Source organism: Crateriforma spongiae, assembly GCF_012290005.1.
Taxonomy (GTDB): Bacteria; Planctomycetota; Planctomycetia; order Pirellulales; family Pirellulaceae; genus Crateriforma; species Crateriforma spongiae.
Map to the genome: position 1 here is coordinate 425,980 of NZ_JAAXMS010000001.1, position 24,936 is coordinate 450,915.

A 24,936-nucleotide genomic window follows, 5' to 3' on the forward strand; every position below is an offset into this window, starting at 1 on the left:
GTGATGGAACAACTTGCGGGTCAGCGGGTACGCTGGGCATCCCGTGGGTAGAGTTTTTCGGCGTTCGGCCGAAACGCTTCGTTGGGATTTTTGGGCCCTTCACGCCCGCACGCCCTGGTTCGATCCATTGCCGTCAATCCAAAGCGTCTGATGACCACTGATTCGTCGACCGATTCCACTGCCAAGCTGCCCCGCGCCGATTTCCATTTGGCGTGTCCTTTCCCGCCGGCCGGTGATCAACCGCAAGCGATCGAGAAGCTGACGCGAGGGTTTGAAAGTGGTCGAGATTCGCAGGTTCTGTTGGGAGCGACGGGCACGGGGAAGACTTACACCATGGCCAACGTGATTGCCAACGTCGGCCGGCCTGCGATCGTCTTGAGTCACAACAAAACGCTGGCGGCCCAGTTGTATGCCGAGTTCAAGGAGTTTTTTCCTGAGAACGCGGTCCACTACTTCGTCAGCTACTACGACTATTACCAACCCGAGGCCTACATCCCCCAACGTGACGTCTACATCGAAAAGGATGCGTCGATCAATGAGGAGATCGATCGTTTGCGGCTGGCGACGACCAGTTCGCTGGTCAGCCGCCGGGATGTTGTGATCGTCGCCTCGGTCAGCAGTATCTACGGCTTGGGTTCGCCGGAAGATTACAAGCAACTGATCGTGGGATTGCGTGTCGGTGAAAACACGCGACGCGATCATCTGCTGTTGAAGCTGGTCGACATCCAGTACGACCGCAACGACGTCGCCTTTGAACGTGGCAAGTTTCGAGTGCGGGGCGATTCGATCGAGCTGTGGCCCAGCTATGAAGAATTCGCCTATCGCATTGAAATGTGGGGCGATGAAATCGAAAAGATCAGCATCATCAAGCCAGTCAGCGGCGAAGTCATCAAGGTCGTTGATCAGCTTTATATCTATCCGGCCAAGCACTTTGTGATGCCGGAGGATCGCATTCAACGCGCATTGCGTGTGATTCGCGAAGAGCTGGCGCAACAGTTGGAGACGTTTCAAAAGCAGGGCAAGCTGTTGGAAGCCCAGCGGTTGTCAGCCCGGACCAAGTTCGATTTGGAAATGTTGGCCGAAGTTGGGCATTGCCCAGGGATCGAAAACTACAGCCGCCCGTTGTCGGGCAAGCCACCGGGGGCGACCCCCGATACGTTGTACGATTTCTTTCCCAAGGACTTCATCACCTTTATCGACGAATCGCACGTGACCGTTCCTCAAGTTCGGGCGATGTATGCCGGCGACCGCAGCCGCAAGTTGACGCTGGTGGATCACGGATTTCGGTTGCCCAGTGCGCTGGACAACCGGCCGCTGAAGTTCGAGGAATGGGAACAGCGGAATCACCAGATTTGTTTCGTCAGCGCGACGCCGGCCGAATATGAACTGGGGCGAACCCGCGGCGAGGTGGTCGAACAAATCATTCGGCCGACTGGATTGTTGGATCCGGTGGTCGAGGTGGTTTCCGCTCGCGGCCAGGTTGCTCATTTGTTGGAGGAAATTCGCGACCGAGCGGCCAAGAACGAACGTGTCTTGGTGACGGCGTTGACCAAACGCCTGGCCGAAGACCTTTCCACATTCTTGCAAGAACAGAACGTGCGGTGTCGATGGCTGCACAGTGAATTGAACGCGTTCGAACGCGTGGATTTGTTGCAGGAGCTTCGCAGCGGCGTGTTCGATTGTCTGGTCGGCGTGAACTTGTTGCGCGAAGGCTTGGATTTGCCCGAGGTTTCCTTGGTCGCGATTTTGGATGCCGACAAAGAAGGTTTCCTGCGCAGCGAGACATCGCTGGTTCAAACGATCGGTCGTGCCGCTCGGAATGCCAATTCAAAGGTCATTTTGTACGCCGACAAAGTCACCGAAGCGATGCAGCTTGCGATCGACGAAACGGAACGACGCCGCAAATTGCAGATCGAATACAACCGCGAGCATGGGATTGTCCCCAAGACCGTTTTGAAAACGATCCGGCCGGGAATCGAATCCGAAGCGGCCAAGCACCGCAGAACCACGGCGGCGGCCAAAGAGGAAGAAGAAGCCGTTTACATCACGATCGAGTATGTCGACGCGCTGGAGCAAGAGATGCTGGCGGCAGCGGAAGACTTGGAATTCGAGCGTGCCGCGGCGTTGCGGGATCGCGTGATGCAGCTGAAAGACAACATCGGAAAACCGCTGTCGGAGATCGAACAGGATTCGTCCGGTTCGGGCAATGTCGGACGTCAGCGGAAACGTCGCAAAGGTCAACGCCAAGGATCGGGCCGGACAAAGGTGCCGCGGCCCAAGCGTGGATGATGGTTTGCGAATCGTTCCAACCGATGCATCGCAGTGACGCATCGTTTGGATTTTCATCCCATTGGATTAACGACCGACCAAACGGAATTCGATCGCCGACGACAGGATGAATCCGTCGTCGGTGCCCAGTTGGCCGTTTTGATAGCTGGCCATGTCCGACAGGAACTCAAACTTCATCATCGGGCGTGCCGCAACGCCGAAGAAGCAAGCTTCGGTACGCAGGGCGACCGAATAGGTGGTCGTGAATTCATCGATCGTTTCGACCGGCCCGGCTGCGGGCGTGAAGGTGCCGTTCAGGTCATACAGCCCCAGGCCAAAATCGATCCAAAACGGACGGTGACCGAACATGGATTCGAATCCAGCGACGACTTTACCGCCCGTGTAGTCGTTTTCCAGGTTGGTGCCGGCGAAGTCTTGGTCGAAGGTCATTTGGCTGAATCCGCCACCGGCCGAAAGGTCGGCAAAGCTGAATTCCCACGTGTCACGCAGCAAACCTTCGTAGCCGAACAGGCTGGTATCGCCCGCGTCGCCGTAAAAGATCGAACCTTCGATGCTGGTGCGATAGCCGTCAAAGCGGTGATGACCACGCAGGCGGGCCAAGAACCCGTAGTCGTCTTGGTCATCGCTTGCCGCGCCGACTTCATAGGTCGGAAGGAACGGGGCCCAGCTGCCGACGGAGCCACTGATTTCGCTGCCATCGACGGCGGCGGCTTGGCGTACGTCGGCGCTGCAGCAGGCGATCGCGATCGCCAAGCCGGCCAACAGTTTGAATGTTTTCAGTTTCACGGCCCTGGGTTCTCCATGGACAGACAACGGATACGACGGGAGGTAAGTTCGCCATCGGCATCACGCTGACCAGAGCGACAAAAAATCCCGTACCCTCCGTTCAGGGCAGACGAATTGAGCGCCACCTGCATTGGCCACGAAAACGGTATCGGTCGCGGCGACTTTAGCGTTCGCGAAAGGAGGCTCAGCCGCACCGACTGGACGGACCGCTGGCAATAATCGAAGCCGCTAAGAAATCGGCGGCAAGGAGTTTCGATCCCGAGTGCTCAAGATCTGGGGGCGGGGCCGGTTCCGAGGAGTCAGGTGCGACTTAGGATGCTGGCGACCGCAGAGCCTTCCGACGTGTGGGCCAAACACAGAACGTCGCCATCGGGTGAACCGAAGGCATCGCCGCGGCCCGCGTCGGCCAACCAGCAGGCACCCGTCGCAATGGCAAACGATCCACTGGCCGCACCGGTGTGTCCGATCAATCGCATCGGCTGGATTCTGGGGCAATCCGCCAGATGGCCTTTCAGTGCATCGTTTTCTGCGCTGTCCATCGACGGATCACCCATCGCATGGCTGACCACGCCGCCGATGTCTGATTCGGTGCGACCCGCCTTAGACAAGGCCGCGTCGATGGCGTTGCGAATCGCCGTGGACGAACCACGCCCGGCTGATACGCAACGCTTGCTGGTGCGGGCACGCTGCTTCATGGAATCCGCTGGGCTGAACCGCGACGCGATTCCCGAGATACGGACGATCGGTTCGGCGTTGCGTTTGGCCATGCTGTCGGCGGTTTCCAGGGTGAAGGCGACACTGCCTTCGCCGCCGATGACCCCGGCGTTGCAGCGCAGCGGGTCACAGGGAAACGTCACCGCGGATTCCGGCGCAAAAGCGGGCAGATCGTGCCGGTACAACAAGCGGGTGGAATTGATTCGCGTCCCGGCAGCGCCACAGATGACCAAATCCGCGATGCCACGATTCAGACAAGACATCGATTCGATCACCGCCGCCGGTCCCGAGACATCCCCCAAGACCAAGGTATTGTTGGGGCCCTGGGCGTTGATCGCGATTCCGATTTGGCATGCCGGCATATTCGGCAGGTACTTCAGCATCCACAGCGGCATGATCCCTTTCATTGCCGAGCGGCCGAAATCGGCTTCGCGGATCTGACCGTCTTCGTCGCGGCAGTCTTCGACGGCCTTGATCATTTCGTTGGGCGAACCGTACAGCATTTCGCTGCCAAAGACGGTTGCCACACGATCCGACGCAATGTCACCGTCATCGTCGGCGGGCAACCGATCGGACCAACCTGAATCATCCATCGCCAATTGGGATGCCGCGAAAGCCGTTTGGATTTCGCGGCACATGACCTTCAACGCTTTTCGCGGACGCACGTATTGTTTGGCGTCAAAGCCGGTCACCGGGGCACCGATCCAGAACGGCTGTTGGGCCTGATCGGGCGTGGGTTTGGCACCGTCATCTTCACGTTCAATCAGAGACCGGATTCCGGAGCGTCCGGTGGTCAAACCGGTCCAAAAGTCCGACCGTCCCAGTCCGACCGGCGAAATGATTCCGATGCCGGTGATGAATACGTCAGACTGTGGCATAAACGAAAGCGGACGGCGGCGTGTTTGCGGCGGACGGGCGACGAGCAAGGATTCCGGCGACGGCACCGGCGGGCAACGGCGGGGATGCGATAGTCCAGCCGTTGGGCCCGATTATGGTTGCAGATGGGGCCGATGCCTAGGCAAGCCGTCGTTTAAACATCGACACTGCGGTCGTACAGACGCAGGGTTTTGCGGCGACGGGCTCCACCCCGTTCGATCGTGTTTCGCGACAGCGAATTAGATTCCAGCACCCAGCTGAACTCACCAATTTCGATGCCGTATTCCAATGCGTCTGGCAAAATTCGGGCCAGCGTCACCAGGCCCAGACCCCATTTTTGATAGGTCGGCAGGACGTTTGTGCTGATCACCCGCAATCGTTTGATGTTTTTTCGCTGGGTCAGCAGGCTGAGCCAGCCCAGTGGGAACAGCTTGCCGCCGATCCGCCGGATGATCGGGTTGTAATCCAGCAAACCGAAGCCGGCACCGACCGGTTCCCCGTCGATTTCAGCGATACTGGTCAATTCGGGCACGATCAGGTGTTTCAAGCCCGCGGCCTGATGATTGATCTCCGCTTCGCTCATCGGCACGTAGCCCCAGGTCCGCTGCAGCGACAGATTGTAGATTTCCAAAAAGGATCGGACGTCTTTGGCAAAACGTTTCCGATCCAAGGGACGACAGGCCACATCGAATCGATTGGTGGCTTCTTGAATGACGAATGCCAACTTGGGATCCAAGTCATTCAGTTCATCCATGTGGGCGTCGTAACAGAACATGTCTTGGCATTTGATAAAGCCGAACGCTTCGATCAAATCGCCATAGAAGGTCTGGTTGTAGGGAATCAAGAACGTCGGCGGCGTATCGAATCCGTCGACCAGCAGACCGCATTCATAATTCAGGCTCGGGTGCACCGGGCCGCGGACGTCGGTCAATCCTTTTTCTTTCAACCACCGGCAGGCCGCGGCCAACAGTGCGTCGCTGGCTTCTTGATCGTTCTCGCACTCATAGAAACCGAAAAATCCCAGCTTGTCGTCGTGGTAACGGTTGTGGGCATGGTTGGCGATGGCGACCACACGTCCGACCACGCGATCACCGCGGCGGGCCAGGAACGCTTGGGAATCGGCATCCAGATAAAACGGGTGAGGCTTGAAGTTCACCAGTTCTTTTCGCACCGACCACAGCGGCGGAACCCAATTCGGGTCGTTTTGGTACAGCCGTTTTTCCAGTGCCAAAAATTCTTTTCGGTCACGGCGGGATGTGACGGCGTCGCAGCGGATCGGTTGGGTCATGGATGGATTCGGTCGACGTGGATGCGATAGCGATACGTGGGCGAAATCAGGGCGGGAAACGCCACGAGGCGGCACGGTGACGGTTGGCCCGGCATCGGATTGGTCTAAACTTTCGGCCAAAACATAACAGACCCACCCCCGGACGTTTCAGCGGTGACTTCATCGACGCGACCAATCCTGCGCAGCCCCGCCAATCCCACCATTCGGCGTTTGGTGCGGCTTCGTGACAACCGCCGTCGCCGCCAAGCCGGACGATTTTTGATCGATGGTTGGCGTGAAACGGCGGCCGCGGTGCAGTCTGGACTATGCCCCGAAGCGATCTATGTTTCGGCGAATCAAGGATCTCGTTCGGGAAAACAGGCGGATGCCGCCGCCTCGGAGATGGTCTCCGCGACAGGCGAAGCGGCATGGTCCGATTGGCTGCCCGGCGACGAGTTTGACCAGGACGCTCGAACGGTCTTGAAGGCCACGCCGATCATCCAGCCGGTCAGTCCGGCGGTCATGAGCCGGATCAGTTACGGGCAGAACGCTCGCGGTGCGGTTGCCGAGTTTATGCAACCGGATTGGTCGCTGTCGCGTCTGGATCTTCCGGCCAGCCCGCTGCTGTTGGTGCTGGATTCGATCGAAAAGCCGGGGAACCTGGGGGCCGTTTTTCGATCCGCTGACGCGGCCGGGGTCGATGCGATCCTGATCACCGGCGATTCCGTCGATCCCTTCAACGCCAATGCGATCCGGTCCAGCTTGGGGACGCTGTTCACCGTGCCCGCCGCGGTGGCCGATCGTGACCAAGTCGCAGAATTTTTGAATTCGCGGAACATCGTCGCGTACGCGGCCCGGGTCGAAGGCGCCGAATTGTTGTGGGAATGCGATCTGACGGGGCCCGTGGCGGTCGTTTTGGGCAGCGAGGCGAAGGGGCTGGGGAGCCACTGGCGGTCATGCGGCGGGCGTCCGGTGCGCGGGATTCGGATCCCCATGTCTGGGAGTGCCGACAGTCTGAATTTGTCGATTTCAGCGGCTGTGATTGCATTTGAGGCCGCACGACGGCGTCAATCCGAATGACCAAACCCGCTGTGGCAATCAGCACCAAACTTCGCATCGACAGAATCGTTAATGTCGCGGTCGGGTGGTTCCGATAACACAAGCATCCGAGTCCGTCGCCGCGCCGACGCATGCCCAGTGGCCTGCTGACTTCGCGACCGATCGGGTTCAAGGTTTTTTGCGCCGGGGGGGTGCAGAGGCCAAGACGCTTCAATGCAAGGATGCGCAGGTGGGTGACCGTCGACTCCAAAGCGGCCAACGAAAGAATCCCGAAAACGTGCAACGATTCCGGCGCCGCCGGCGTCTGTTCGCGTTGTTGATGACTGCCGGGGTTTCTGCCACTGCCTGGATGCCAGCGGCCGTCGCACAGCAGCCGTCGGCCGCACCGATCCGCACGAATCCGTTTGTGCAGACACAGCCGATCCATCAAGCGGCCGTCCATCAAACGTCCGGCCGATCCGAATCCGCCGTGTTGCTCAAGCCGATGGGTTCCGTTGTCGGGCTGCGACCGATCGATGCGGCGTCGAAGCATCAGGCCGCATCTGCGCAGCTGTCAGTCCAGGCCCCGCAGCCGTCGCCCATCCGAACCAACCCGCTGCTGCGTTCGACCAACCTGGGCGCCCGTCAATTGCACGAGGTCACCGCAGGTGACGCTACGAAAGTCGACGCCGACAGTCGAGCCTACTTCAACCAACCACCGACTTTCGCCGGACACGTCGCTGCCGGTCAGGTGGTTGCACCGGAGTCTGTTGCGCCCAACGTCGATCGCATTCGCCAGACGGCCGCTGATACGGTCGTCGGTTCGGCACAGCCGTATTCGTTCTCTCTGGCGGATGTCCCCGAACGTTCCACCGATCCCGAGGTGAAAAGCGAATCATCGAATGGAGACATGGTCGCCGATGCCGATGACGCAGGCCGCATCGGTGAAGCGATCGAGTTTTCGCTGTCGGATTCGTCCGACGAAATGACAGTGGAGCCTGCCAAGGGACCGACAGACCAAGCGGATCAAGAATCGTCGACGATGCAGGCACGGCCCGCACTGAGCAAGGCCGGATTAGCGGCGGCACCAAGAATCGACTTGGCCGAAGTTCCGCCAATGACTTTGGACAGCAAGCCCGAACAAGTTGACGTACCGGAAGCGGTTGCTGAGCAGACCGAAACACCGGTCGCTTCCCAAGAACAGTTTGCTGATCCGGCATCGGTCAGCCCCGCGACCGGCCACGCCGGTCATACCGCTGACGCGCAGATGCGTGCCGACATGGACGTTTCAGATGCGCCCGAGGTGGATGAGACGCGCTCGTCGGTCGACACGGAAAGCTTGGCGGCGGAGCAACGCCAACTGCCCGCGCCACAGCCGATGGAACCGCCTGCGGCCCGACCAGAGGAAGCCACACCGCTGGCCGACCCGATGGAAGCCGAACCGGTTGTCGCGTCGGAAGTGCCCAAGGCTCCGACGAATCTAGATCCTGCCGTCCAATGGCGTCCGCCGGTTGCCGTTGCAGCGGCACCGGCATCGTTCCGGCCGGCATCCGATATTGACGCCAGCATTGTTCGCACGGCGCCGGACCCGATCCGGGTTGATCAGCAGTCGGACGACACCGCGGAGCAAGACGACACGGCGGATCCGTCCGAAAACGTCGCGGCCGACATTCCGACACCGATGCCGGAAGCCGAGTCAGTGGCGGAGACCGAAGCGATGACGGCCCAAACGCCCAAGCTGCCTCCGCTACCTCGCGGTCCCCAGACGCTTCACTGGAAAACACCCGTGCAAAAAGTTTCGGCTCGGTTGACCCCCGAGACCGGGGCGACTGATGCCGCCGAAGCCGCCCAGCAACTGCGGGCCACATCGGCAACGCCGTTGTACATGACACGTGCCCAGGTTCGGTCGCTGACCATCCGCGGCCAGCTGCACAAGGTCAGTGTCAACGACAAAGGCGTATGCCAGGCCGTCGCGGCAGGGCCCAGCCAAATCAAGTTGATCGGTGCCAGCAATGGTGTCACCCAAATGACCGTGTGGGCATCGCCAGTCGGCAGCGATTCGGTGGTCTCGCGTGAATTCGAAGTTCACGTGACTGCACCGGTTGAAGCTTCGCACGACCCGGCAAGTGAAAAAATGTCGGTGCTAAGCCAAGCGATTCGGCACGCCTTTCCGACCGCGGACGTGACGGTGCAACTGTTGGCTGATGAATTGATTGTCAGCGGACACTGCCCGAGCGAAGAAGCGGCCAAGAAAATCATTCGTATGGTTCGGAAGACTTGTTTGATTCCCGTCAGGGATGAATTGGTCGTCCGTTGATTGGTGTGGTTCGACGCGTCGAACCACACAACGTGTTTCCTTTCACCATCCTTAGTCTTTCCAGCCACGCGGTCAGCGCAGTAGCCGCGATTAAAGTCTACGAGGTTTGATCATGAAGATCCAAGCGATCCGCCAGGGCATCGGCCGCAGGCTTCGCCAGCTGGCAGCCCTTAGCAGCATCTTGATGCTGGGCGTTTCAGCCGAAGCGCAGCAGCCGGCCAGTGATGCTGGTCAAACCGGAACGACGACGGCGTCCAACGCCGGCGATTTGACCGGGGGCATCACATTTCACAACGGTCAGCTGATCAATGGCGGCCAAGCGTTTCAGGTCGTCGACCCGTCACAATTGGGACTGTTGAATTCGCAGGTTCGCAACGCCGGCGGTGACTCCGTCGAATCGTTGGTCGACCAGCGAATCGCCCAAGTCAGCAACTGCCAGAGCTGCCAAACCGGCGGCGTCTATCAAGGCGGTGGCAACTATGTGCCGGGTGTCGCATCGGGATTCAGCACCGCCTGTCCGACTTGCGAACCGTATCGGTACGGCTATGTCGACTTGCTGTACATGAAGCGTTTCGACGACAAACGATACACGCTTAGCCAAAACTACTTCGTCGGTGAATTCGATTGGGAACTGGCCCCACGAATCACCTTCGGTGCGGTACCCGATTGCGTTCACGGTTGGGAAGGCAGCTTCACCGGACCGCTGGAATGGGATCGTTCGGCTGGCATCACCGGAACCGGACTTTCGTCACTGTTCATTGCCGGGTTGCCAATCGCGTCGACCCAATTGAGTGCCTTCAACGACAACGCCGTCTATCAGCAACAAGACCAAGCATCGGAGTACTGGTCGTTCGAGGCCAGCCGCACGATCATGGGCTGGCAAGTTGCCAAAATCTTGTACGGGATTCGATACATCGATTTCCAAGACGGATACCGTTTCATTTCGCAAAACGGTGCGGGCGACGTCGGCGTGTTCCAAAGCAACACCGAGAACAAGTTGATCGGTGGCCAAGTCGGACTGGACATGTTCTATCCGGTTTGCAACCACGTCGTCGCCGACTTCCGCGGACGTGCCGGTGTATACGCCAACTTTGTTGACTTGGATTATCGTCTGCAGAATGCCGGTGCCACGGTTCTGTTCAACGGTGACGATGACGAAGACATCGCCGGTGTGTTCGAACTGGGGTCGGGCATCCGATTCAATCTGGGCGAAATGTTGTCGCTGCGTGCCGGATCGGAACTGTGGTACCTGACCGGGATCGCAACGGCCACCGAGCAGTTCAACCAAGTGGTCCGTCCCAACGACGGTCGCACGGTCCGGATCAATGACGACGTGGTCACTGTTGGTCTGACGTTGTCAGCCGAAGTCAAATATTGATCCCGGCTTTAATCGAACGGGCGTACGGCCGAATCGACCGCCCGACGGATGGTGAATCCGATCAACAAACAAGGCATCGCGGGTGAATCCCACGATGCCTTGTTTGCGTTTGATTGCGATGATGGGACGCCGAATCGCGGTCGACGGTGTCGCTAGATTGCTTCGATATGCAGGCTGCGTTTGCGACGTTCCTTGCGGCGGACGTCATCGATCAGGCCGGCAACTTCTTGGACCTTTTCGATGCCGATCATTTTTAGTTCGGGGTGGGTCCGATCGCTGCTGGTGATCACGATAGTGCCCACGCCCAGAGCGCGTTCGACCGGGCCTTGGCTGTAGCTGACATCGTCAATGTCGATGACTTCGATCCGGTCGGTACGTCGGGTCAGGATTCCGATCTGGTGGATGAACCGCTGGGTGGTCAGCTGGTAATGAAAGCCCAAGCGGCGGCTGGCGTACCACAGACCGACGATCACCCACAGCACCGCGATGATGCCCAGGGCAATGGGGAACGTCAGTTGGGGCATCATGATCGCGGCGATGATCAGGGCGACGGTCACGACGACCAATAGAAACCACGAGCCGATCATGGCTTTGGCGCTGTAGCCGCCGGCCCACAGTTCTTCCTCGTGCTCGAAATCGTCCAGGGATCCCTGTTTCGATTCCACTTCCCTGCGGAACTGGTCCGCCGGCGATTCTTGACGGGCCGGTTCGGAGGCTGCCGCGGCCGGAGCGGGATCGGCCGGAGGGGCACTGTCGGGCGATGATGCCTGCTCGGGGGCTGTCGGGGACGTGGATTCGTCGGGGCGGTTTTCGTCAGACATGCGATCGTTGGCTCTGGGGATGACGCGGTCGGTAACTATCGATGCGAATTTTGGCGGGCCTGGATTGCCGCGGGGGGCCCGATTCCATTCGCCCGGCTGCTCGCAACCTTGGGGCGAAGCCGATAATCTAACGAACTGGGACGCACGACGAAGCCCGACGTTGTGGGTCAAGATCGACGTTCAAACTTCTGCCAACGGATTGCCCATGCGTTGCCCGTTTTGTCACGTGGACAACGATCGCGTGGTGGACACGCGTTCGGTGGATGACGGTTACCAGGTGCGGCGAAAGCGAGTTTGCAGCAACTGTCACCGGCGATTCGTCACGCTGGAAACGATGCAGCAGTTGGGGGTTCGCGTGGTCAAACGCGAACAGACCCGCGAACCCTTCGATCGGGAAAAGATTCGCCGCGGGATCGAACGGGCGTGTTCGAAAAGGCCGATCACCAGTTCGCGAATCGAAAAATGCGTTCAGGGCATCGAAGCGGACATCTATGCGTCGTTCGATTCGGAGATCCCGGCTGAAAAAATAGGCGACATTGTTTTGGCGCACCTGGCCGATCTGGATCCGGTCGCGTTCATCCGTTTTGCCAGCGTGTATCGCGAATTTGACGATGCTGACGATTTTCTGCATGCCATTTCTGAGGTCATCGGCCAAGGCGTAGGAAGACCGGATTGAGCTTGTCCTTTCGGCCGAAGAAGGACTAAGAATCGATCCCGGATTTCGGATCGACCGCTGAGGCACACGTTTTGATGGCGTGTTGTCGTTCGGCGACGATCGGTGACCTAGGGTTGTGTGGACCGAGCCGCCGCCGGTGTCGGTTTGCTGACCGGTATCGTTGGCCGACCGCGACACGCATGCCCTTGGGCCGCGTGTTCTTTCTTCCCCCCCCAATCAATGGCAATCCGCAATGGTACGGACACGTTTTCTGATTCCAACGTTGTTGCTGGTGTCTTTGACCGTGATGGTTCCGGCCAGGTTTGTCCAAGCGCAAACGGGAAAACAGCGCGGCGCGACCTTTGGGGGATTGGCCGGCGCGATTGCCGGCGGAATCATCGGCGACCACAACGATGAAGCCGGTGCCGGTGCGGCGATCGGTGGTGTCGTGGGAGCGGTCGCGGGTGGAATCCTGGGCGACGCGGCCGACAAAGAACAGGCGGCTCGTCAGCAACAATACCTGTATCAACAACAGCAACAGCAGGTTGCCCGGACGGTCGGCGCGGTGTCGATCACCGACGTCATCAACATGACGCGCAGCGGCCTGGGCGATTCGGTCATCATCAACCAAATCCACAGCCGCGGCGTTCAACATCAAATTCAAGTGTCCGACATCATCGCGATGCACCAGCAAGGTGTTCGCGAAAGCGTGATCTCCGCGATGCAACAAGCCACTGTCGGCAGCCCCGCCGTCGTGCAGCCCGAACCGGCGCCGGTCGTGGTTCAGCAACCGACGGTGATTCATGAAACGCACGTCCTGCCGGCATACCCGGTTCGGCGCTACTACGGTCCACACTATTATTCGCCGCGGCCGTACCACTATCACCGCCCGCGTGGGACCAGTGTTCGCATCGGATTCTGATCCGATCCGCGATTGTCGTCCTTGCTGCTTCGCCGGCGGGTCCGTCGGTGACGGCTTGACCGCTCCGGAAGTCGCCCAGCACTATAGGTGCGTCATCGAATCGGGATTGACCGATTCGACGGCAACCGATCGGTTGCCGATTGTGCCCAGAAGTGCGAAGGACGCGGCTTGAGAATCTTATTGACCAACGATGATGGCGTTTTTGCGCCGGGGTTGGCGGCGTTGGAACAGCAGCTTCGGCATTTGGGCGAAGTCGTGATTGTGGCCCCCGCAACGGAACAAAGTGGGGTCGGCCATTCGATCACCTATCTGACGCCTTTGGTGTGCAAAGCGATTCATCGCGAAGGCCGGCACTGGGCGTGGGCGGTGGACGGTTCGCCGGCAGATTGTGTCAAGCTGGCGGTTGCCGAACTGCTGAAGGACAACCCGGTGGATCTGGTCGTCAGCGGGATCAACAGCGGCCTGAACGCGGGCATCAACGTTTTGTACAGCGGCACCGTGGCGGCGGCGATCGAAGGAGCGTTCTTTGGCATCACCAGCGTGGCGGTTTCGCTGGAGCACGACGACGACGCTGATTTTCAAAGCGCCGCGGTGATCGCACGGAACGTCATCGGTGGCATCGTCAAGCAGCCGCGTTCCCAGGGTGGGCTGTTCAACTTGAACGTCCCGACGGCGGCGACCGAAACGCCACGGGATGTGAAGATTGTTCCGATGGGCTTGGAGCAATACGGACGGACGTACGAAAAGCGGACGGATCCCGGCGGGCGCGGGTACTACTGGGCTCTGTGGTCGGAATCGGAAAGCCAGCCGCCGGAAATGACCGACGTCAGCCAATTGCGTGATGGCAATGTCACGCTGACGCCGCTGCATTTTGATCTGACCCGATCCGAGATGTTGGATCCGATGCGGGACTGGAATTTGAAGGGCTGATTTCCTTGCCCCTTTTCCGGCGGCGACGGGCGAGATACCCTTTTTCGCACTGTTTCTGACTGATTATTCCGCCGAAAGATCCCCGGGGAAACGACCGATGAGCGTCGCTTCGACTGACATTCAAACGCTGGCCGTCGACACGATTCGAACGCTCAGCATGGACGCCGTCCAAACCGCAAACAGCGGGCACCCGGGAACGCCGATGGCGCTTGCCCCGATCGCCTATCAGCTGTATCAGCACACGATGGACTACGACCCGGCCCAGCCGGCTTGGCCCAACCGCGATCGTTTCGTGCTGTCTTGCGGTCACGCTTCGATGTTGCTTTACAGCTCGCTGCATTTGATCGGCGTCAAAGCCCTGGACGACAACGGCCAGCCCACCGACCGACTGGCCGTCACCCTGGACGACATCAAGTCGTTTCGTCAGATCGGCAGCGTCTGCGCCGGTCACCCGGAATTCGGCGAAGCCGCCGGAATCGAAACCACCACCGGACCGCTGGGCGCTGGTGTCAGCAACAGCGTTGGCATGGCGATGGCCGCCAAGTGGTTGGCCGCGACCTACAACACCGATTCCGCCACACTGTTTGACTACAACACGTACGCCCTGTGCAGCGACGGGGACCTGATGGAAGGGGTCGCGTGCGAAGCGGCATCGGTGGCCGGCCACCTGAAGCTGGACAACCTGTGCTGGATCTACGATGACAACGGCATCACCATCGAAGGGGAAACCGATCTGGCATTCAGCGAAAACGTCGGTCAACGTTTCGAAGGCTTGGGATGGAACGTCGTCCACGTCGATGATGCCAACGACTTGGCGGCACTGGGCAAGGCGATCGATAACTTTAAGGCCTGTAACGACAAGCCGACGATCATCATCGTCAAAAGCATCATCGGTTACGGTGCACCCAACAAACAAAATACGCACGGTGCCCACGGCGCCCCGTTGGGTTGGGACGAAGTCGCACTGGCGAAGCAAAGCTATGGGTTCCCGCCGGAGGAAAAGTTCTACATTCCCGATGGTGTTCAGCAACACTTTGCCGAAGGTGTCGGTGAACGTGGAAAGAAGGCTTTCGATGCGTGGAACGAAATTTGGGCCAAGTACCAGAAAGACCACCCGGAAAAGGCGGCTGAGTTGACGGCCATGTTCGCCGGCAAGTTGCCCGAGGGCTGGGACAAAGACATCCCCGTGTTCCCGGCCGACGAAAAAGGCGATGCGACACGGAACAGCAGTGGAAAGGTTTTGAACGCCGTCGCCGCAAATATCCCGTTCATGATCGGCGGATCCGCCGACCTGGCACCCAGCAACAAGTCGGATCTGAAGTTCGACGGTGCTGGGAATTTCCAGTCCGGCAGCTACGGTGGACGCAACCTGCACTTCGGCATCCGCGAGCATGCGATGGCCGGAATCACCAACGGTTTGTCGCTGTCAGGATTGCGATCTTATGCCGCCACTTTCTTCGTCTTCTCGGATTACATGCGTGGCGGCATGCGTTTGTCGTCCATCATGCATCAACCGGTGATCTATATCCTGACGCATGATTCCATCGGTGTGGGGGAAGACGGTCCGACGCACCAACCGGTCGAACACCTTTCGGCTTGCCGCGCGATTCCCGGACTGTTGGTTTTCCGTCCCGGCGATTCCAACGAAGTTGCAGAGTGTTATCGCACCGCACTGTCGATCGATGATCACCCGTCCGCATTCGTGCTGTCGCGTCAAAACATGCCGACGTTGGATCGTGACGTCTACGCCGACGTCAGTGGGTGTGCCAAAGGTGGCTACGTTCTGTCGGATTGCGACGGCACACCCGACGTGATCCTGATGGGCAGCGGCAGTGAATTGAACTTGTGCGTGGATGCCGCCAAGACGCTGACCGAACAAGGCAAAAAGGTTCGCATCGTCAGCATGCCGTGCATGGATCTGTTCCAGGAACAGGACCAAAGTTACATCGACGAAGTGTTGCCGCCCGCTGTCACCAATCGCGTCGCCGTGGAAGCCGGGATTCGCATGAGCTGGGATCGATGGATCGGATCGGCTGGCAAATTCGTGGGGATGGAAAGCTACGGTGCCAGCGGTCCTTACGCGGCCGTCTATGAACATTTTGGCATCAATGCCGAAGCGGTCGTCAACGCCGCGTCGGCCTGATTTCGGTCCGTCGTTGTGCGGCACCGATAACGAACAATGACAAACGGCCTCGATCCAAGATCGAGGCCGTTTGGCGTTAACGGAGATGCTGTGGATTCACGCACATGTCATCCGCATTGAATTGTTTTGGCGTTGTGATCAGCTGGGCCAATCCGGGTCGGTGATCTGACGTACCATCTCGGCTAGTTCCGCTTGGGTGTCCAGCAAGCGATGCCATGCGCCGAGTTGCAGGTTCACGTCTTGCCCGGAATCGTCGTGCTTGGCCGATTCGATCAAGCGGTGCAGACGTTCTTGCAAGTAATCCAAGACTTCGCAGATCTGCGCTTTCTGGCCAGGGGACAAATCTTTGGGGACGTTGGGCAGTTCGCGAACCTGCATCATTTCCGCAGGGATCGGTGAATTGGTGCCCTGCAATTCCACCCGCATTGAACTGTCGGACGATCCCATTTCACGTTTGACGGTGGGACCATCGGTGCCCATGGCGGCCAAGCGTGCTGCGATTTGTTCTTCCGAACCCACCAGCATCAAGCTGCGGCCGACCGCGATCAGATCGCCATGGCGCAATATTTTCAACTGGCATTCAACACCGTTGACCTTTGTACCGTTGGTGCTGTCCAAATCCGTCAGCACCAAACGGTCGTTGTCACGTTGGATTTTCAGGTGACAGCGGCTGACCCTTTCGTCATTCAATTGAATGTCGTTGCCTTCTTCGCGACCAATCGTCATCGGCAGCTGTACTTCTTCGTACACCCGGCCGCGATCTGCGCCGTGAAGAATTTTGATCGTTACACCCGACATGGGTTGGACTCCAGGCTGGACGGCACGCTTGAATGGTGACGAGAAATGGTCCGAAGGTAGGCGATTTGGCTGCATCCTGGCGACCCGGACGTTGGAACAAGGCTTTTGATTATAGGTCAACGCGTCGCAGCTTGTTTATCCCCGCAACGGTTGGGCAGCCCTGCGGTCACCCTTTTGAGCATACTTGCCCGATTCGGTTGTCGACCGGACTGAATGTTCACCAAACCTTTCCCACGACAGCCTCTTAGCCTATTGGACTTGCGCGATAACGCATTTCAGGTACTCACTTTCCGGACAGGACGCCGCTACCGGGTGGTCGGGTGCGGCGCCGCGGGTTTGCAGCAGAATCAAATCACGGCGGCGGCGTTTTCCGACGTCCGTCAACATGTCGTGGAAATCGGCCACCGAAACTCGTCCCGAACAGCTGCACGTGACCAAAATGCCACCGGGAGGAAGCAAATCGAGCGCCAGTGCATTCAGGCGGGCGTAAGCACGCATCGCCGACGCGACTTGGTGCCTTGAGCCGGCGAACCGCGGCGGATCCAAAATGACCGCGTCGAATTGTTCAGACTCGCTGGCCAATTCCTTCAATGCATCAAAGCAGTCGGCTTGCCGAAAGGTGACGTTGGACAGCGAATTTCGCTCGACGTTTTCGGCGGCCTGCTGCAATGCCGCTTCACTGGAATCGATCCCCAAGACTTCAGCAGCGCCCGAAACGGCAGCGACCAGTCCGAAGCCGCCGTGGTAACAACAGACGTCCAAAACCCGTCGTCCTGTCAGATAGCGTGCCGCCTGGGCGTGGTTCAACGCTTGGTCCAAATAGCCGCCGGTTTTTTGGCCATGACGCAGGTCGACGCTCAGGTTCAGCCCGTTTTGTCGATATTGAACCGGCTCTGCGAAGGGATCCTCGGTTTCGCCTTCGTCGGCAGCCCAGCGTCCATTGAACCAGGTGTCGATCGGTTCGGTGCCTTCCAACCGCGCAGTTCGCTGGTCGACCTGTACTTTGATGGCTCGGCATCCCGTCGCCTGCATCAGATGATTGACGATCGTGTCACGAAAACGCCAGATTCCTGCGGCGGTGAATTGAACACTGAGACAATCGGCATAGCGGTCGACAATCAAACCGCTCAGCAAATCGCTTTCGCTGAAAACCAGCCGCTCCGCCTGGTCGTCACCCGCACGATGCTGGGAATCCAAACGCCGGCGATCGATCGCCGCATCGATCCGCTCGGCCCACAGTGAATCGTCCAACGAAAGATCGGGATCAAAGCTGTACAGACGAACCCGAAGCTTGCTGTCAGGGTTGGCCAGGCCCCGCGCCAGCCAGTTGCCATCATGGTCGGTCAGATCCACGATCTGGCCACAGGCGAACTCGGTATCCGCGGCCGCCAGGGCGTGGGCGTGGACCCAGGGGTGACGGGCGTAAAACGGAAAATGGCGATTGGGTTTGACGCGCAAGGCGACCGTGGATGCAGGCATGCGATGAAATGAGGCAGCAACGAGGTTTTTGAAGCGAAAATGGGGGTTTTAACAAGTCCGGGTGATTCAATTGCCCAGCCGCTTTGGACGTCTCGTCAGCGGCGCGAAAGGACGGCAAAATGACGGCAATCCTAATGTTTCAACACGCAATGATCCGATTCGGAAGTTCCCGGATAGCGATATCGGCGCCGCCGGCCCACGAGCATCAGGCCGGCGCCAACGCTGTGACGGACGTTCCCCGCTGATCGTTGGTCGACGAACCACGTCGAAACTTATTTTCGGCTTCAGATGCCTTCGTTGACCACCCGATACATTGGTGGAGAATTGCGACACCTCGAGACTTCGTAGAAAGGTCCAACCATGACTCATGTTGTTGCCGAACCGTGCAAAGGCTGTAAGTACACCGATTGTGTCGTCGTCTGCCCGGTGGAATGTTTCTACGAGGGTGACGACATGTTGTACATCCACCCAGAAGAATGCATTGACTGTGAAGCCTGTGTTCCGGAATGTCCGGTCGAGGCGATCTTCCACGAAGACAATCTTCCCGATGAGTGGAAGAGCTACTTGGAATTGAACGCCACCAAGTCGGAAGAGTGCGAAGTCATTACCGAAAAGAAAGCACCGCTGGCCGATCAGTGATCGGCACGTCGACAACGCCGACGGCCCGCGAGGGCATCGTCGCGGTGTTTGCTGGTCGGTGAACCCGACGACCATCGAAAGAAAGGCGGCCTGACCCAGGCCGCCTTTCGCGTTGCTTGTCAAAAATTGATCTCAGCAGCCATGTCGATACTGGACCGCACACCGTCCCGGATTGCCGCGGTGCAATTGGCGTCGCCAGTCTGTCGCGTCTGAGGGCTGAGAACGCCAGATGGCTACGAGGCCGCGGGCATGCTGACAAACGTTTTCCATGATTCGTACCGCGGATCATCGATCGGTCCCGACCAGAGTGGATGAAACCGCGGCTTCACCGGTTTGGTCAGCAGCTTCATGTTCGCTTGTTTGGGCGTTCGCCCACCTTTGCGACTGTTGCACCGAAGACAGCAGCATACAACGTTTTCCCACGTCGTCGGACCGCCGTGGGAACGAGGGACGACATGGTCCAAGCTTAATTTGTGTGTCGGTTCGTTCTTGCCACAGTATTGGCACCGGTGGTCGTCGCGCGTGAACAGGTTTTTGCGATTGAACCGAACGGTCTGTGCCGGCATTCGATCGAATCGCGTCAGCCGGACGATGCGTGGAACCATCAGTTCAAAACCGACGGCTTGAAGGTAATCTTCGCCGGCTTGCTTGTCGGTGGATGCCAATCGGCTAAGTTCGCACCAGCTGTCAAAGTCGTAGCTGACGAACTGTTCTTCGTCATTGCTGATGACTTCGGCGCACTGCCGGTAAAGAAGTGTCAACGCGCGACGCACGTTGACCACGCGAATGGCCATATAGAATCGGTTGAGTACCAACACGTTGGTGTCGAGCACACTGTGGGTCATCGTCGCCCTGCTCCATGCGAATGCTTGCTTGGTGAAAAGGCCGTGCGCCACGGCTGCCGCGAACCATCGGCGTCGTGGCTTCCCCGCACAACTTGTTTGCCAGTTTACCGGTTGCCGAAGCCGGCAACCATCAAATTGGGACGGTGGGAAAGGTGGACCCGTCAGCCCCGGCTCGGCTACGGTGCCGACGGGGGGAATTCCCGGGCCGCCCGCATAGGTCAGACGGATCCCGTGGTTTCCGGGTTCGTTTTGGCAAACAGTGGACGAACCAAACGAACAATAGGATGGCGGCAACGGGAGACAGTGTCGCACAATTTTGGCCGTAAGGCGGGGATGGCCACCGGACCGGAGTTTGCAGCCAGTAATTCCGGCGTCGCCGATTCGCGGAAAAGCGTTCGGCGATGCTGGATCAAATCGGCCGGTCTTCGATACGGTCTCGCCGTCGACATGCTCCATCACCAGACTTCAGATCAGCGAAGATTCACCAGATGATTTCGGAACTTTCACTGCTGGCAGCACCAGACACCGCATGGTGGCAGGCTCCGTGGATCGCGGCTTCCGGAGCAGCAGTGTTGGCGATCGGCATGGTGATCGCTGTGGCTCTAAGTTGGGCGTTGAATTTGATCGCACTGCCGGGCAATTGGATCGCCGTAGGCTTGATGGCGATATACGCTTGGTTGGGACCCGGTGACGGGCGTCTGGGGATGGGAGCGACGCCTGTGGTGTTGGCGTTTGTGTTGGCAGCGATCGGCGAGGGCTTGGAATTTTTGGCCGGTGCTGCGGGGGCCAGGCGTGCCGGGGCCAGTCGACGGGCAACGGTCTATGCGCTGGGCGGATCGATGCTGGGTGCGTTTTTGGGGGCGGTGGTCGGTTTGCCGATCCCCATCTTGGGCCCGGTCCTGGCGGCGTTGCTTTTCGGCGGCGCCGGTGCCACGGTCGGTGCGATCTACGCGGAAAAGACCGACGGTCGGCCCTGGCGTGAAAGCTGGTTGATCGGAAAGTCGGCGTTTTGGGGACGCACACTTGGGACCGCCGGCAAGGCGGGCGTGGGGGCTTTGATCGTGGTCGTGGCTTTCATCGCGGTGCTGGTCTAAGCGATCAGCAACGATTCAGCAACAAAGCAATCACGCCATCAATAGAAAACGCGAAATGATCAGGCAGTCCCGGTTACGGATTGCCTTCACCCGCATCGGCCTGGACCAAGGCTTCAACAGTGGCACGCAGGTTTTGGTCGCCAAAAAGGATTTTTCGAACGATTCCCTGACGGTCCAGGATCACGGTCATTGGTCGTCCACCCATTCCGAATTGACGGGCGACCGGACTGACCTTTACGGATTCATCGGCGTTCTGTTGCAGTGCCACGGTCGGCAATTCAAGCCCCGCCTGTGCCATCCATCCGCGCACATCATCGCCGGACGGATCCAGGTTCATGCCGACCACCGAAACGTCGTCGGGGAACTCCGATTCAAGTTTTTGTAGCGTCGGGATCAGCTGGAGCGAATCCTGAAAACGCGTGGACCAAAATGGCATCAAGACGACTTGCCCCTGCAACTGCTCCATGCGATCCACCGTTCCGTAAATCGAACGCAGGGGTACGTCGATGGGTTGGCCGATTTTTTCGGCCCGCGCGTCGCGTAGTTCCAAGGCCAGTTGAACGTCTTGCCCCATAGCGGATGTGTCATCGGCAAAACGCTGTTCCAAGATCTCGTAAGTGATGTCAGCCAATTCCGGCTGGTTGCCAGATTCGAACTGCAATGTGGTTCCGCATAGGTAACGGACCGACAACAAATCAGGAGCTTCACGCAGCAGCGTTTCCACGGCTTCGCGCCACCGCGTCGGATTGATCGTTTGCCCTTCAATGGCCTTGGCCACCAGTTGGTCGATCGCATCGAATTTCACGTTGCCCGCGTACTGTGCGGCCATGGCACTGACGTTCGGATCCGATGAAGCGCCGAACTTATCCAGAATCATCCGGCGGACTTCGTCGGATTCGGCGGGATGGTCCAGCTTGGCCAGCCACTGTCTCGCTTGGGCCATCGCGACGATGGCCATGACGTTTCGATCCGAAGTGATTTCGATCAATTCCCGGTTCAACTGGACCAGGTCATCAGCCGCCTGCTCATCACCATTTTGCAAACGTTCCAGGCCAAAGCCGATCAGCACCAGTTGGCTGTCCACTTTCAAATCATCGGATTCGGAGCGGACGTATTCGCTGGCCAGGTCTTCCAGTAACTCCGCCGATCGTAGGTCACCCAGCTGTGCCAAGTGTGATAGGCCCTGCAGTTCGGCGCGTTTACCCAGGGTCATTTGTTCGGGGGTTGCGTCGGGATGCGAGGCCAACCGCCTGGCCGCTTGCAACTTGGCATCGGCAATCTTCTTGGCCTGTGCCAGGCGTTCCTGTTGCGACGCGTCGCTTTGCATCGTCAACGCCATTTCCATCTCTCGGTCGGCAGTCGCCAACAGAACGGCCAGACGATCGGGGGAAAGGTTCGCCTTGAGCTGCTCCGTCGCCTGACTCGGCGGTGTAGCCAGTTCCAGCTCGGGTGGTTCGGCCAACTGATCCAACAAGTCACCGCCGCCTTGTTTGGTGGGCGAAGGTGCCATGGCCGTGTCTGAAATCGGCGCTGCGACCGGATTGTTATTGGGTTGGCCGGTGGGTGAAGGTCGACCGGCGAAATCCGATTCATCTTCTTGCGGCAGCGGGGGCGTTGGCTGACCATCGCTGTCGGCAACGTCGGTTTCGGACGATGAATTGCAGCCGGCCAGAATTGCCAGTCCCAGCAACGCGGCGGCCGCGAACGATCGTGGCAAGCGAAACGACGATGTGGGGGGCGCGACGAGGTGGTTCCACATTCTGAACAAATTAGTCATCCCAATGGACCCGCGAGGAATCGAAGATGGGACCTTCGACGCACGTTCGTTTGTAGTCCCAAGGTTGGTTTGGATCGTCCTGTCGAATTTTTGCAACGCAGGAAAAACAGATGCCGATGCCGCATGCCATGGGGGTTTCCATGCTGACCTGACAATCGACCTCGTGTTGATCACAGACTTCGGAAACTCGCTGCATCATGATTTCCGGTCCACACGTCACCACACGCGTTGTGCCGGAGTCCTGCAGCTCGGTCAATCGCATGGCCAAGACATCCGGCACCCGTCCGGTTTGTCCCGTCGAACCGTCGTCGGTGCAAACGGTGACTTCAAAGCCGGCTGTGCGAAACGCGTCGACCCCCGCCAACAAGTCAGCGGTTCGTGCCCCGTAAATAATTTCGACGTGTTTTGCCCAGCCATGGTCTCGGCCGAAATCGGTGGTCCCCATCGCTTCTTTTCCAAGCAACAGCATCGGAGTCTGGCCGATGCCGCCGGCCGTCATGATCAAGCGGTCACACGGGCGAGCGGCAAAGCCGTTGCCGAGCGGTCCCCAAACGTCCATCGGGGTTCCCACCGGTGCGGATGCCAAAGCGCGTGTTAACGTGCCTTTGCGGAGGTAGATCAGTTCGATGAACCGTGGGGAACCCGAATCGTCGTTGATGATGTCCCAAACGGCGAAGGCGCGTCCGATCAGCGGAGCGTCATGCTGGGCCATTCGGATCATCACAAACTGGCCAGGGATCACGGCCCTGGCAATCTCCGGTGCATCGATTCGGCACAGGAAAGTGTCCCGAGCGACGCAGCGATTGGTCACCAGCGGTGATCGCAATTGCACGAGGTTGTCGGCGTAGTGATCGGCGTGCAGCGAAGTCATGGCGTCATGCAAATCCGGAAAGGGAACAAATTTAGCGACGGCGACGTTTTTTGGTATTGGCGGCTTTCGGGCCGGTGGATCGGTTGCCAGCACGTTTCTTGGTGCCACGTTTTGCTGCGCGACCTTGGGAACCGGTGCGACTCGATCCGGATCGAGATACCGCCGATCGCTTGGCTGCCTTTTTCCGCGACGGCTTTTTGGAACGCTTGGCGGGCCGTCCCTCCGGTGCGTCGGCTGGTTCGGGCGCATCACCGCCAATGACAGCGCCGATTCGGCGATGCGACGACGGCAGGGGGAAAGATGAATCAGACCGCTCGTCTCGGCGTCTACGCTCAGGATCGGGCGTGCGTCCGGACCGTTTCGCGGCCGCTTTTTTGGCCGCCGGTCTCGTTGACTTGGATCGCGTGCCGTCGTTGCCGCTGCGCTGTCGCGGTTTCTTTCCACCCTTTCGCCGACCGGGACGCGTCGACGTGTCGTCATCGCCACCGGGTTGAACGGACGCGTACAGTTTGGCGACTTCGTCGTGCCGCAGCGCGCGATACGCTCCGGCGGGAACATCGCCCAGACGCAACGGGCCGATCGCGATCCGACGAAGCTTTTGAACCTTGTGGCCCAGCCTGGCAAGGATCCGGCGGATCTCTCGGTTCTTTCCTTCTCGCAGTACGATTTCCAATTCCGTGGATCGTCCCCGCGTCTTCAATAGCTTGGCACCCTCGACGCGGACCATCCCCTCCGCGATATGAATGCCGCGACGCATCTGTTTCATGGTTTCGCCGTCAACTTTGCCGGCGACGGTGACGCGATAGATCTTGCGAACACCGAACTTGGGGTGGGCCAATTGTTGGGCCAGATCGCCATCGTTGGTCAGCAGGATCAGGCCTTCGCTGTTGCGATCCAATCGGCCGACCGGAAAGACACGTTCGTCGGGTGGCACCAAGTCGATCACTCGGGGACGTCCCTGTGGGTCGCGGTTGGTCGTGACGACGCCGGTCGGTTTATGAACGGCATAATACACATGTCGTGACGGCCGGATCGGCGAATCGTCCACCAGGATGGTGTCCGACTTGGTGTCTGCCGTGCTGCCCAGTTGTGTCACGGTTTGCCCGTTGACGATGACCCGTCCCTCTTGAATCAAATCCTCGCATTGCCGACGGCTGCCGAACCCGGCGGCCGCCAAGATGCGTTGCAGCCGTTGCGGACCCGATGAGGCTGAATTCTGGGAGGGGCGTTTGGCTGATTTGGCGCGCTTGGGCATGCTTGTGTTATCCGCGGACGATTCAATGCAACGTGCCAACGT

Annotated in this window: 20 protein-coding genes; 10 read left to right on the plus strand and 10 right to left on the minus strand. The window is 59.1% G+C overall.

Going from position 1 to position 24,936, the window contains the following annotated elements; all coding sequences use genetic code 11:
* The first annotated feature begins 150 nt into the window (after nucleotides 1–150).
* Nucleotides 151–2,289: an excinuclease ABC subunit UvrB gene (gene uvrB, locus HFP54_RS01595; RefSeq protein ID WP_146411932.1), complete on the plus strand. Its 2,139-nt coding sequence runs from the start codon at nucleotides 151–153 to the stop codon at nucleotides 2,287–2,289.
* A gap of 66 nt (nucleotides 2,290–2,355) precedes the next feature.
* Here the strand turns inward: uvrB and HFP54_RS01600 are convergent, their stop codons facing one another.
* From HFP54_RS01600 to HFP54_RS01610, 3 genes are all read right to left on the minus strand, one after another.
* Complete coding sequence (locus tag HFP54_RS01600; protein ID WP_145301552.1) at nucleotides 2,356–3,075, minus strand: hypothetical protein; 720 nt, start codon at nucleotides 3,073–3,075, stop codon at nucleotides 2,356–2,358.
* A gap of 299 nt (nucleotides 3,076–3,374) precedes the next feature.
* Entirely contained in the window at nucleotides 3,375–4,667 is a 1,293-nt protein-coding gene (locus tag HFP54_RS01605; protein WP_168563823.1) for a beta-ketoacyl synthase N-terminal-like domain-containing protein, read from the minus strand.
* Nucleotides 4,668–4,819: 152 nt separating this feature from the next.
* On the minus strand, nucleotides 4,820–5,953 hold the full coding sequence (locus HFP54_RS01610) for an N-acetyltransferase (protein ID WP_146411936.1): 1,134 nt from the start codon (nucleotides 5,951–5,953) through the stop codon (nucleotides 4,820–4,822).
* A gap of 153 nt (nucleotides 5,954–6,106) precedes the next feature.
* Here HFP54_RS01610 and HFP54_RS26070 point away from each other — a divergent pair, with 153 nt between their 5' ends.
* From HFP54_RS26070 to HFP54_RS01625, 3 genes are all read left to right on the plus strand, one after another.
* Nucleotides 6,107–7,012 (plus strand): TrmH family RNA methyltransferase, encoded by a 906-nt coding sequence (locus HFP54_RS26070; RefSeq protein ID WP_168563824.1) that lies wholly within the window; start codon nucleotides 6,107–6,109, stop codon nucleotides 7,010–7,012.
* 256 nt (nucleotides 7,013–7,268) lie between these two features.
* Nucleotides 7,269–9,287, plus strand: coding sequence for a pilus assembly protein N-terminal domain-containing protein (locus tag HFP54_RS26075; protein ID WP_168563825.1), 2,019 nt, complete (start codon nucleotides 7,269–7,271; stop codon nucleotides 9,285–9,287).
* A 112-nt stretch (nucleotides 9,288–9,399) separates the two neighbouring features.
* Nucleotides 9,400–10,665 carry a hypothetical protein gene (locus tag HFP54_RS01625; protein WP_146411942.1) on the plus strand — a complete coding sequence of 422 codons (1,266 nt, stop codon included), beginning with the start codon at nucleotides 9,400–9,402 and terminating at the stop codon, nucleotides 10,663–10,665.
* Between the two features lie 152 nt (nucleotides 10,666–10,817).
* Here the strand turns inward: HFP54_RS01625 and HFP54_RS01630 are convergent, their stop codons facing one another.
* The gene (locus HFP54_RS01630) at nucleotides 10,818–11,486 is read right to left on the minus strand and encodes a PH domain-containing protein (protein WP_168563826.1); all 669 of its coding nucleotides are present in this window, start codon (nucleotides 11,484–11,486) and stop codon (nucleotides 10,818–10,820) included.
* Between the two features lie 205 nt (nucleotides 11,487–11,691).
* Between HFP54_RS01630 and nrdR the strand changes: the two genes are divergently transcribed.
* The 4 genes from nrdR (at nucleotide 11,692) to tkt (ending at nucleotide 16,136) form a co-directional block, all read left to right on the plus strand.
* The gene (nrdR, locus tag HFP54_RS01635) at nucleotides 11,692–12,162 is read left to right on the plus strand and encodes a transcriptional regulator NrdR (RefSeq protein ID WP_168563827.1); all 471 of its coding nucleotides are present in this window, start codon (nucleotides 11,692–11,694) and stop codon (nucleotides 12,160–12,162) included.
* Nucleotides 12,163–12,394: 232 nt separating this feature from the next.
* Complete coding sequence (locus tag HFP54_RS01640) at nucleotides 12,395–13,063, plus strand: YMGG-like glycine zipper-containing protein (protein WP_146411947.1); 669 nt, start codon at nucleotides 12,395–12,397, stop codon at nucleotides 13,061–13,063.
* 168 nt (nucleotides 13,064–13,231) lie between these two features.
* Nucleotides 13,232–13,993 carry a 5'/3'-nucleotidase SurE gene (surE, locus tag HFP54_RS01645; RefSeq protein ID WP_146411949.1) on the plus strand — a complete coding sequence of 254 codons (762 nt, stop codon included), beginning with the start codon at nucleotides 13,232–13,234 and terminating at the stop codon, nucleotides 13,991–13,993.
* Nucleotides 13,994–14,090: 97 nt separating this feature from the next.
* A complete protein-coding gene (gene tkt, locus HFP54_RS01650; RefSeq protein ID WP_168563828.1) occupies nucleotides 14,091–16,136 on the plus strand; it encodes a transketolase in 2,046 nt (681 codons plus the stop codon).
* 138 nt (nucleotides 16,137–16,274) lie between these two features.
* Here the strand turns inward: tkt and HFP54_RS01655 are convergent, their stop codons facing one another.
* Both HFP54_RS01655 and HFP54_RS01660 read right to left on the minus strand, forming a co-directional pair.
* A complete protein-coding gene (locus tag HFP54_RS01655; protein WP_146411954.1) occupies nucleotides 16,275–16,934 on the minus strand; it encodes an FHA domain-containing protein in 660 nt (219 codons plus the stop codon).
* Nucleotides 16,935–17,183: 249 nt separating this feature from the next.
* Nucleotides 17,184–18,413, minus strand: coding sequence for a class I SAM-dependent rRNA methyltransferase (locus HFP54_RS01660; RefSeq protein WP_168563829.1), 1,230 nt, complete (start codon nucleotides 18,411–18,413; stop codon nucleotides 17,184–17,186).
* A gap of 360 nt (nucleotides 18,414–18,773) precedes the next feature.
* Between HFP54_RS01660 and HFP54_RS01665 the strand changes: the two genes are divergently transcribed.
* Nucleotides 18,774–19,052, plus strand: coding sequence for a ferredoxin family protein (locus tag HFP54_RS01665; RefSeq protein WP_145301512.1), 279 nt, complete (start codon nucleotides 18,774–18,776; stop codon nucleotides 19,050–19,052).
* Between the two features lie 233 nt (nucleotides 19,053–19,285).
* On the opposite strand, the gene HFP54_RS01670 is transcribed toward HFP54_RS01665, so the two are convergent.
* Entirely contained in the window at nucleotides 19,286–19,897 is a 612-nt protein-coding gene (locus HFP54_RS01670) for an HNH endonuclease (RefSeq protein ID WP_146411958.1), read from the minus strand.
* A 488-nt stretch (nucleotides 19,898–20,385) separates the two neighbouring features.
* On the opposite strand from HFP54_RS01670, the gene HFP54_RS01675 reads away from it, so the two are divergent.
* Nucleotides 20,386–20,991, plus strand: coding sequence for a DUF456 family protein (locus HFP54_RS01675; protein ID WP_235951182.1), 606 nt, complete (start codon nucleotides 20,386–20,388; stop codon nucleotides 20,989–20,991).
* Between the two features lie 73 nt (nucleotides 20,992–21,064).
* On the opposite strand, the gene HFP54_RS01680 is transcribed toward HFP54_RS01675, so the two are convergent.
* From HFP54_RS01680 to HFP54_RS01690, 3 genes are read right to left on the minus strand one after another with little or no spacing between them, the layout of a single operon-like run.
* A complete protein-coding gene (locus HFP54_RS01680) occupies nucleotides 21,065–22,708 on the minus strand; it encodes a TlpA family protein disulfide reductase (protein WP_168563831.1) in 1,644 nt (547 codons plus the stop codon).
* 52 nt (nucleotides 22,709–22,760) lie between these two features.
* Complete coding sequence (locus HFP54_RS01685) at nucleotides 22,761–23,639, minus strand: dihydroorotate dehydrogenase electron transfer subunit (protein ID WP_168563832.1); 879 nt, start codon at nucleotides 23,637–23,639, stop codon at nucleotides 22,761–22,763.
* Between the two features lie 31 nt (nucleotides 23,640–23,670).
* Complete coding sequence (locus HFP54_RS01690; RefSeq protein ID WP_168563833.1) at nucleotides 23,671–24,894, minus strand: pseudouridine synthase; 1,224 nt, start codon at nucleotides 24,892–24,894, stop codon at nucleotides 23,671–23,673.
* Nucleotides 24,895–24,936 lie beyond the last annotated feature (42 nt).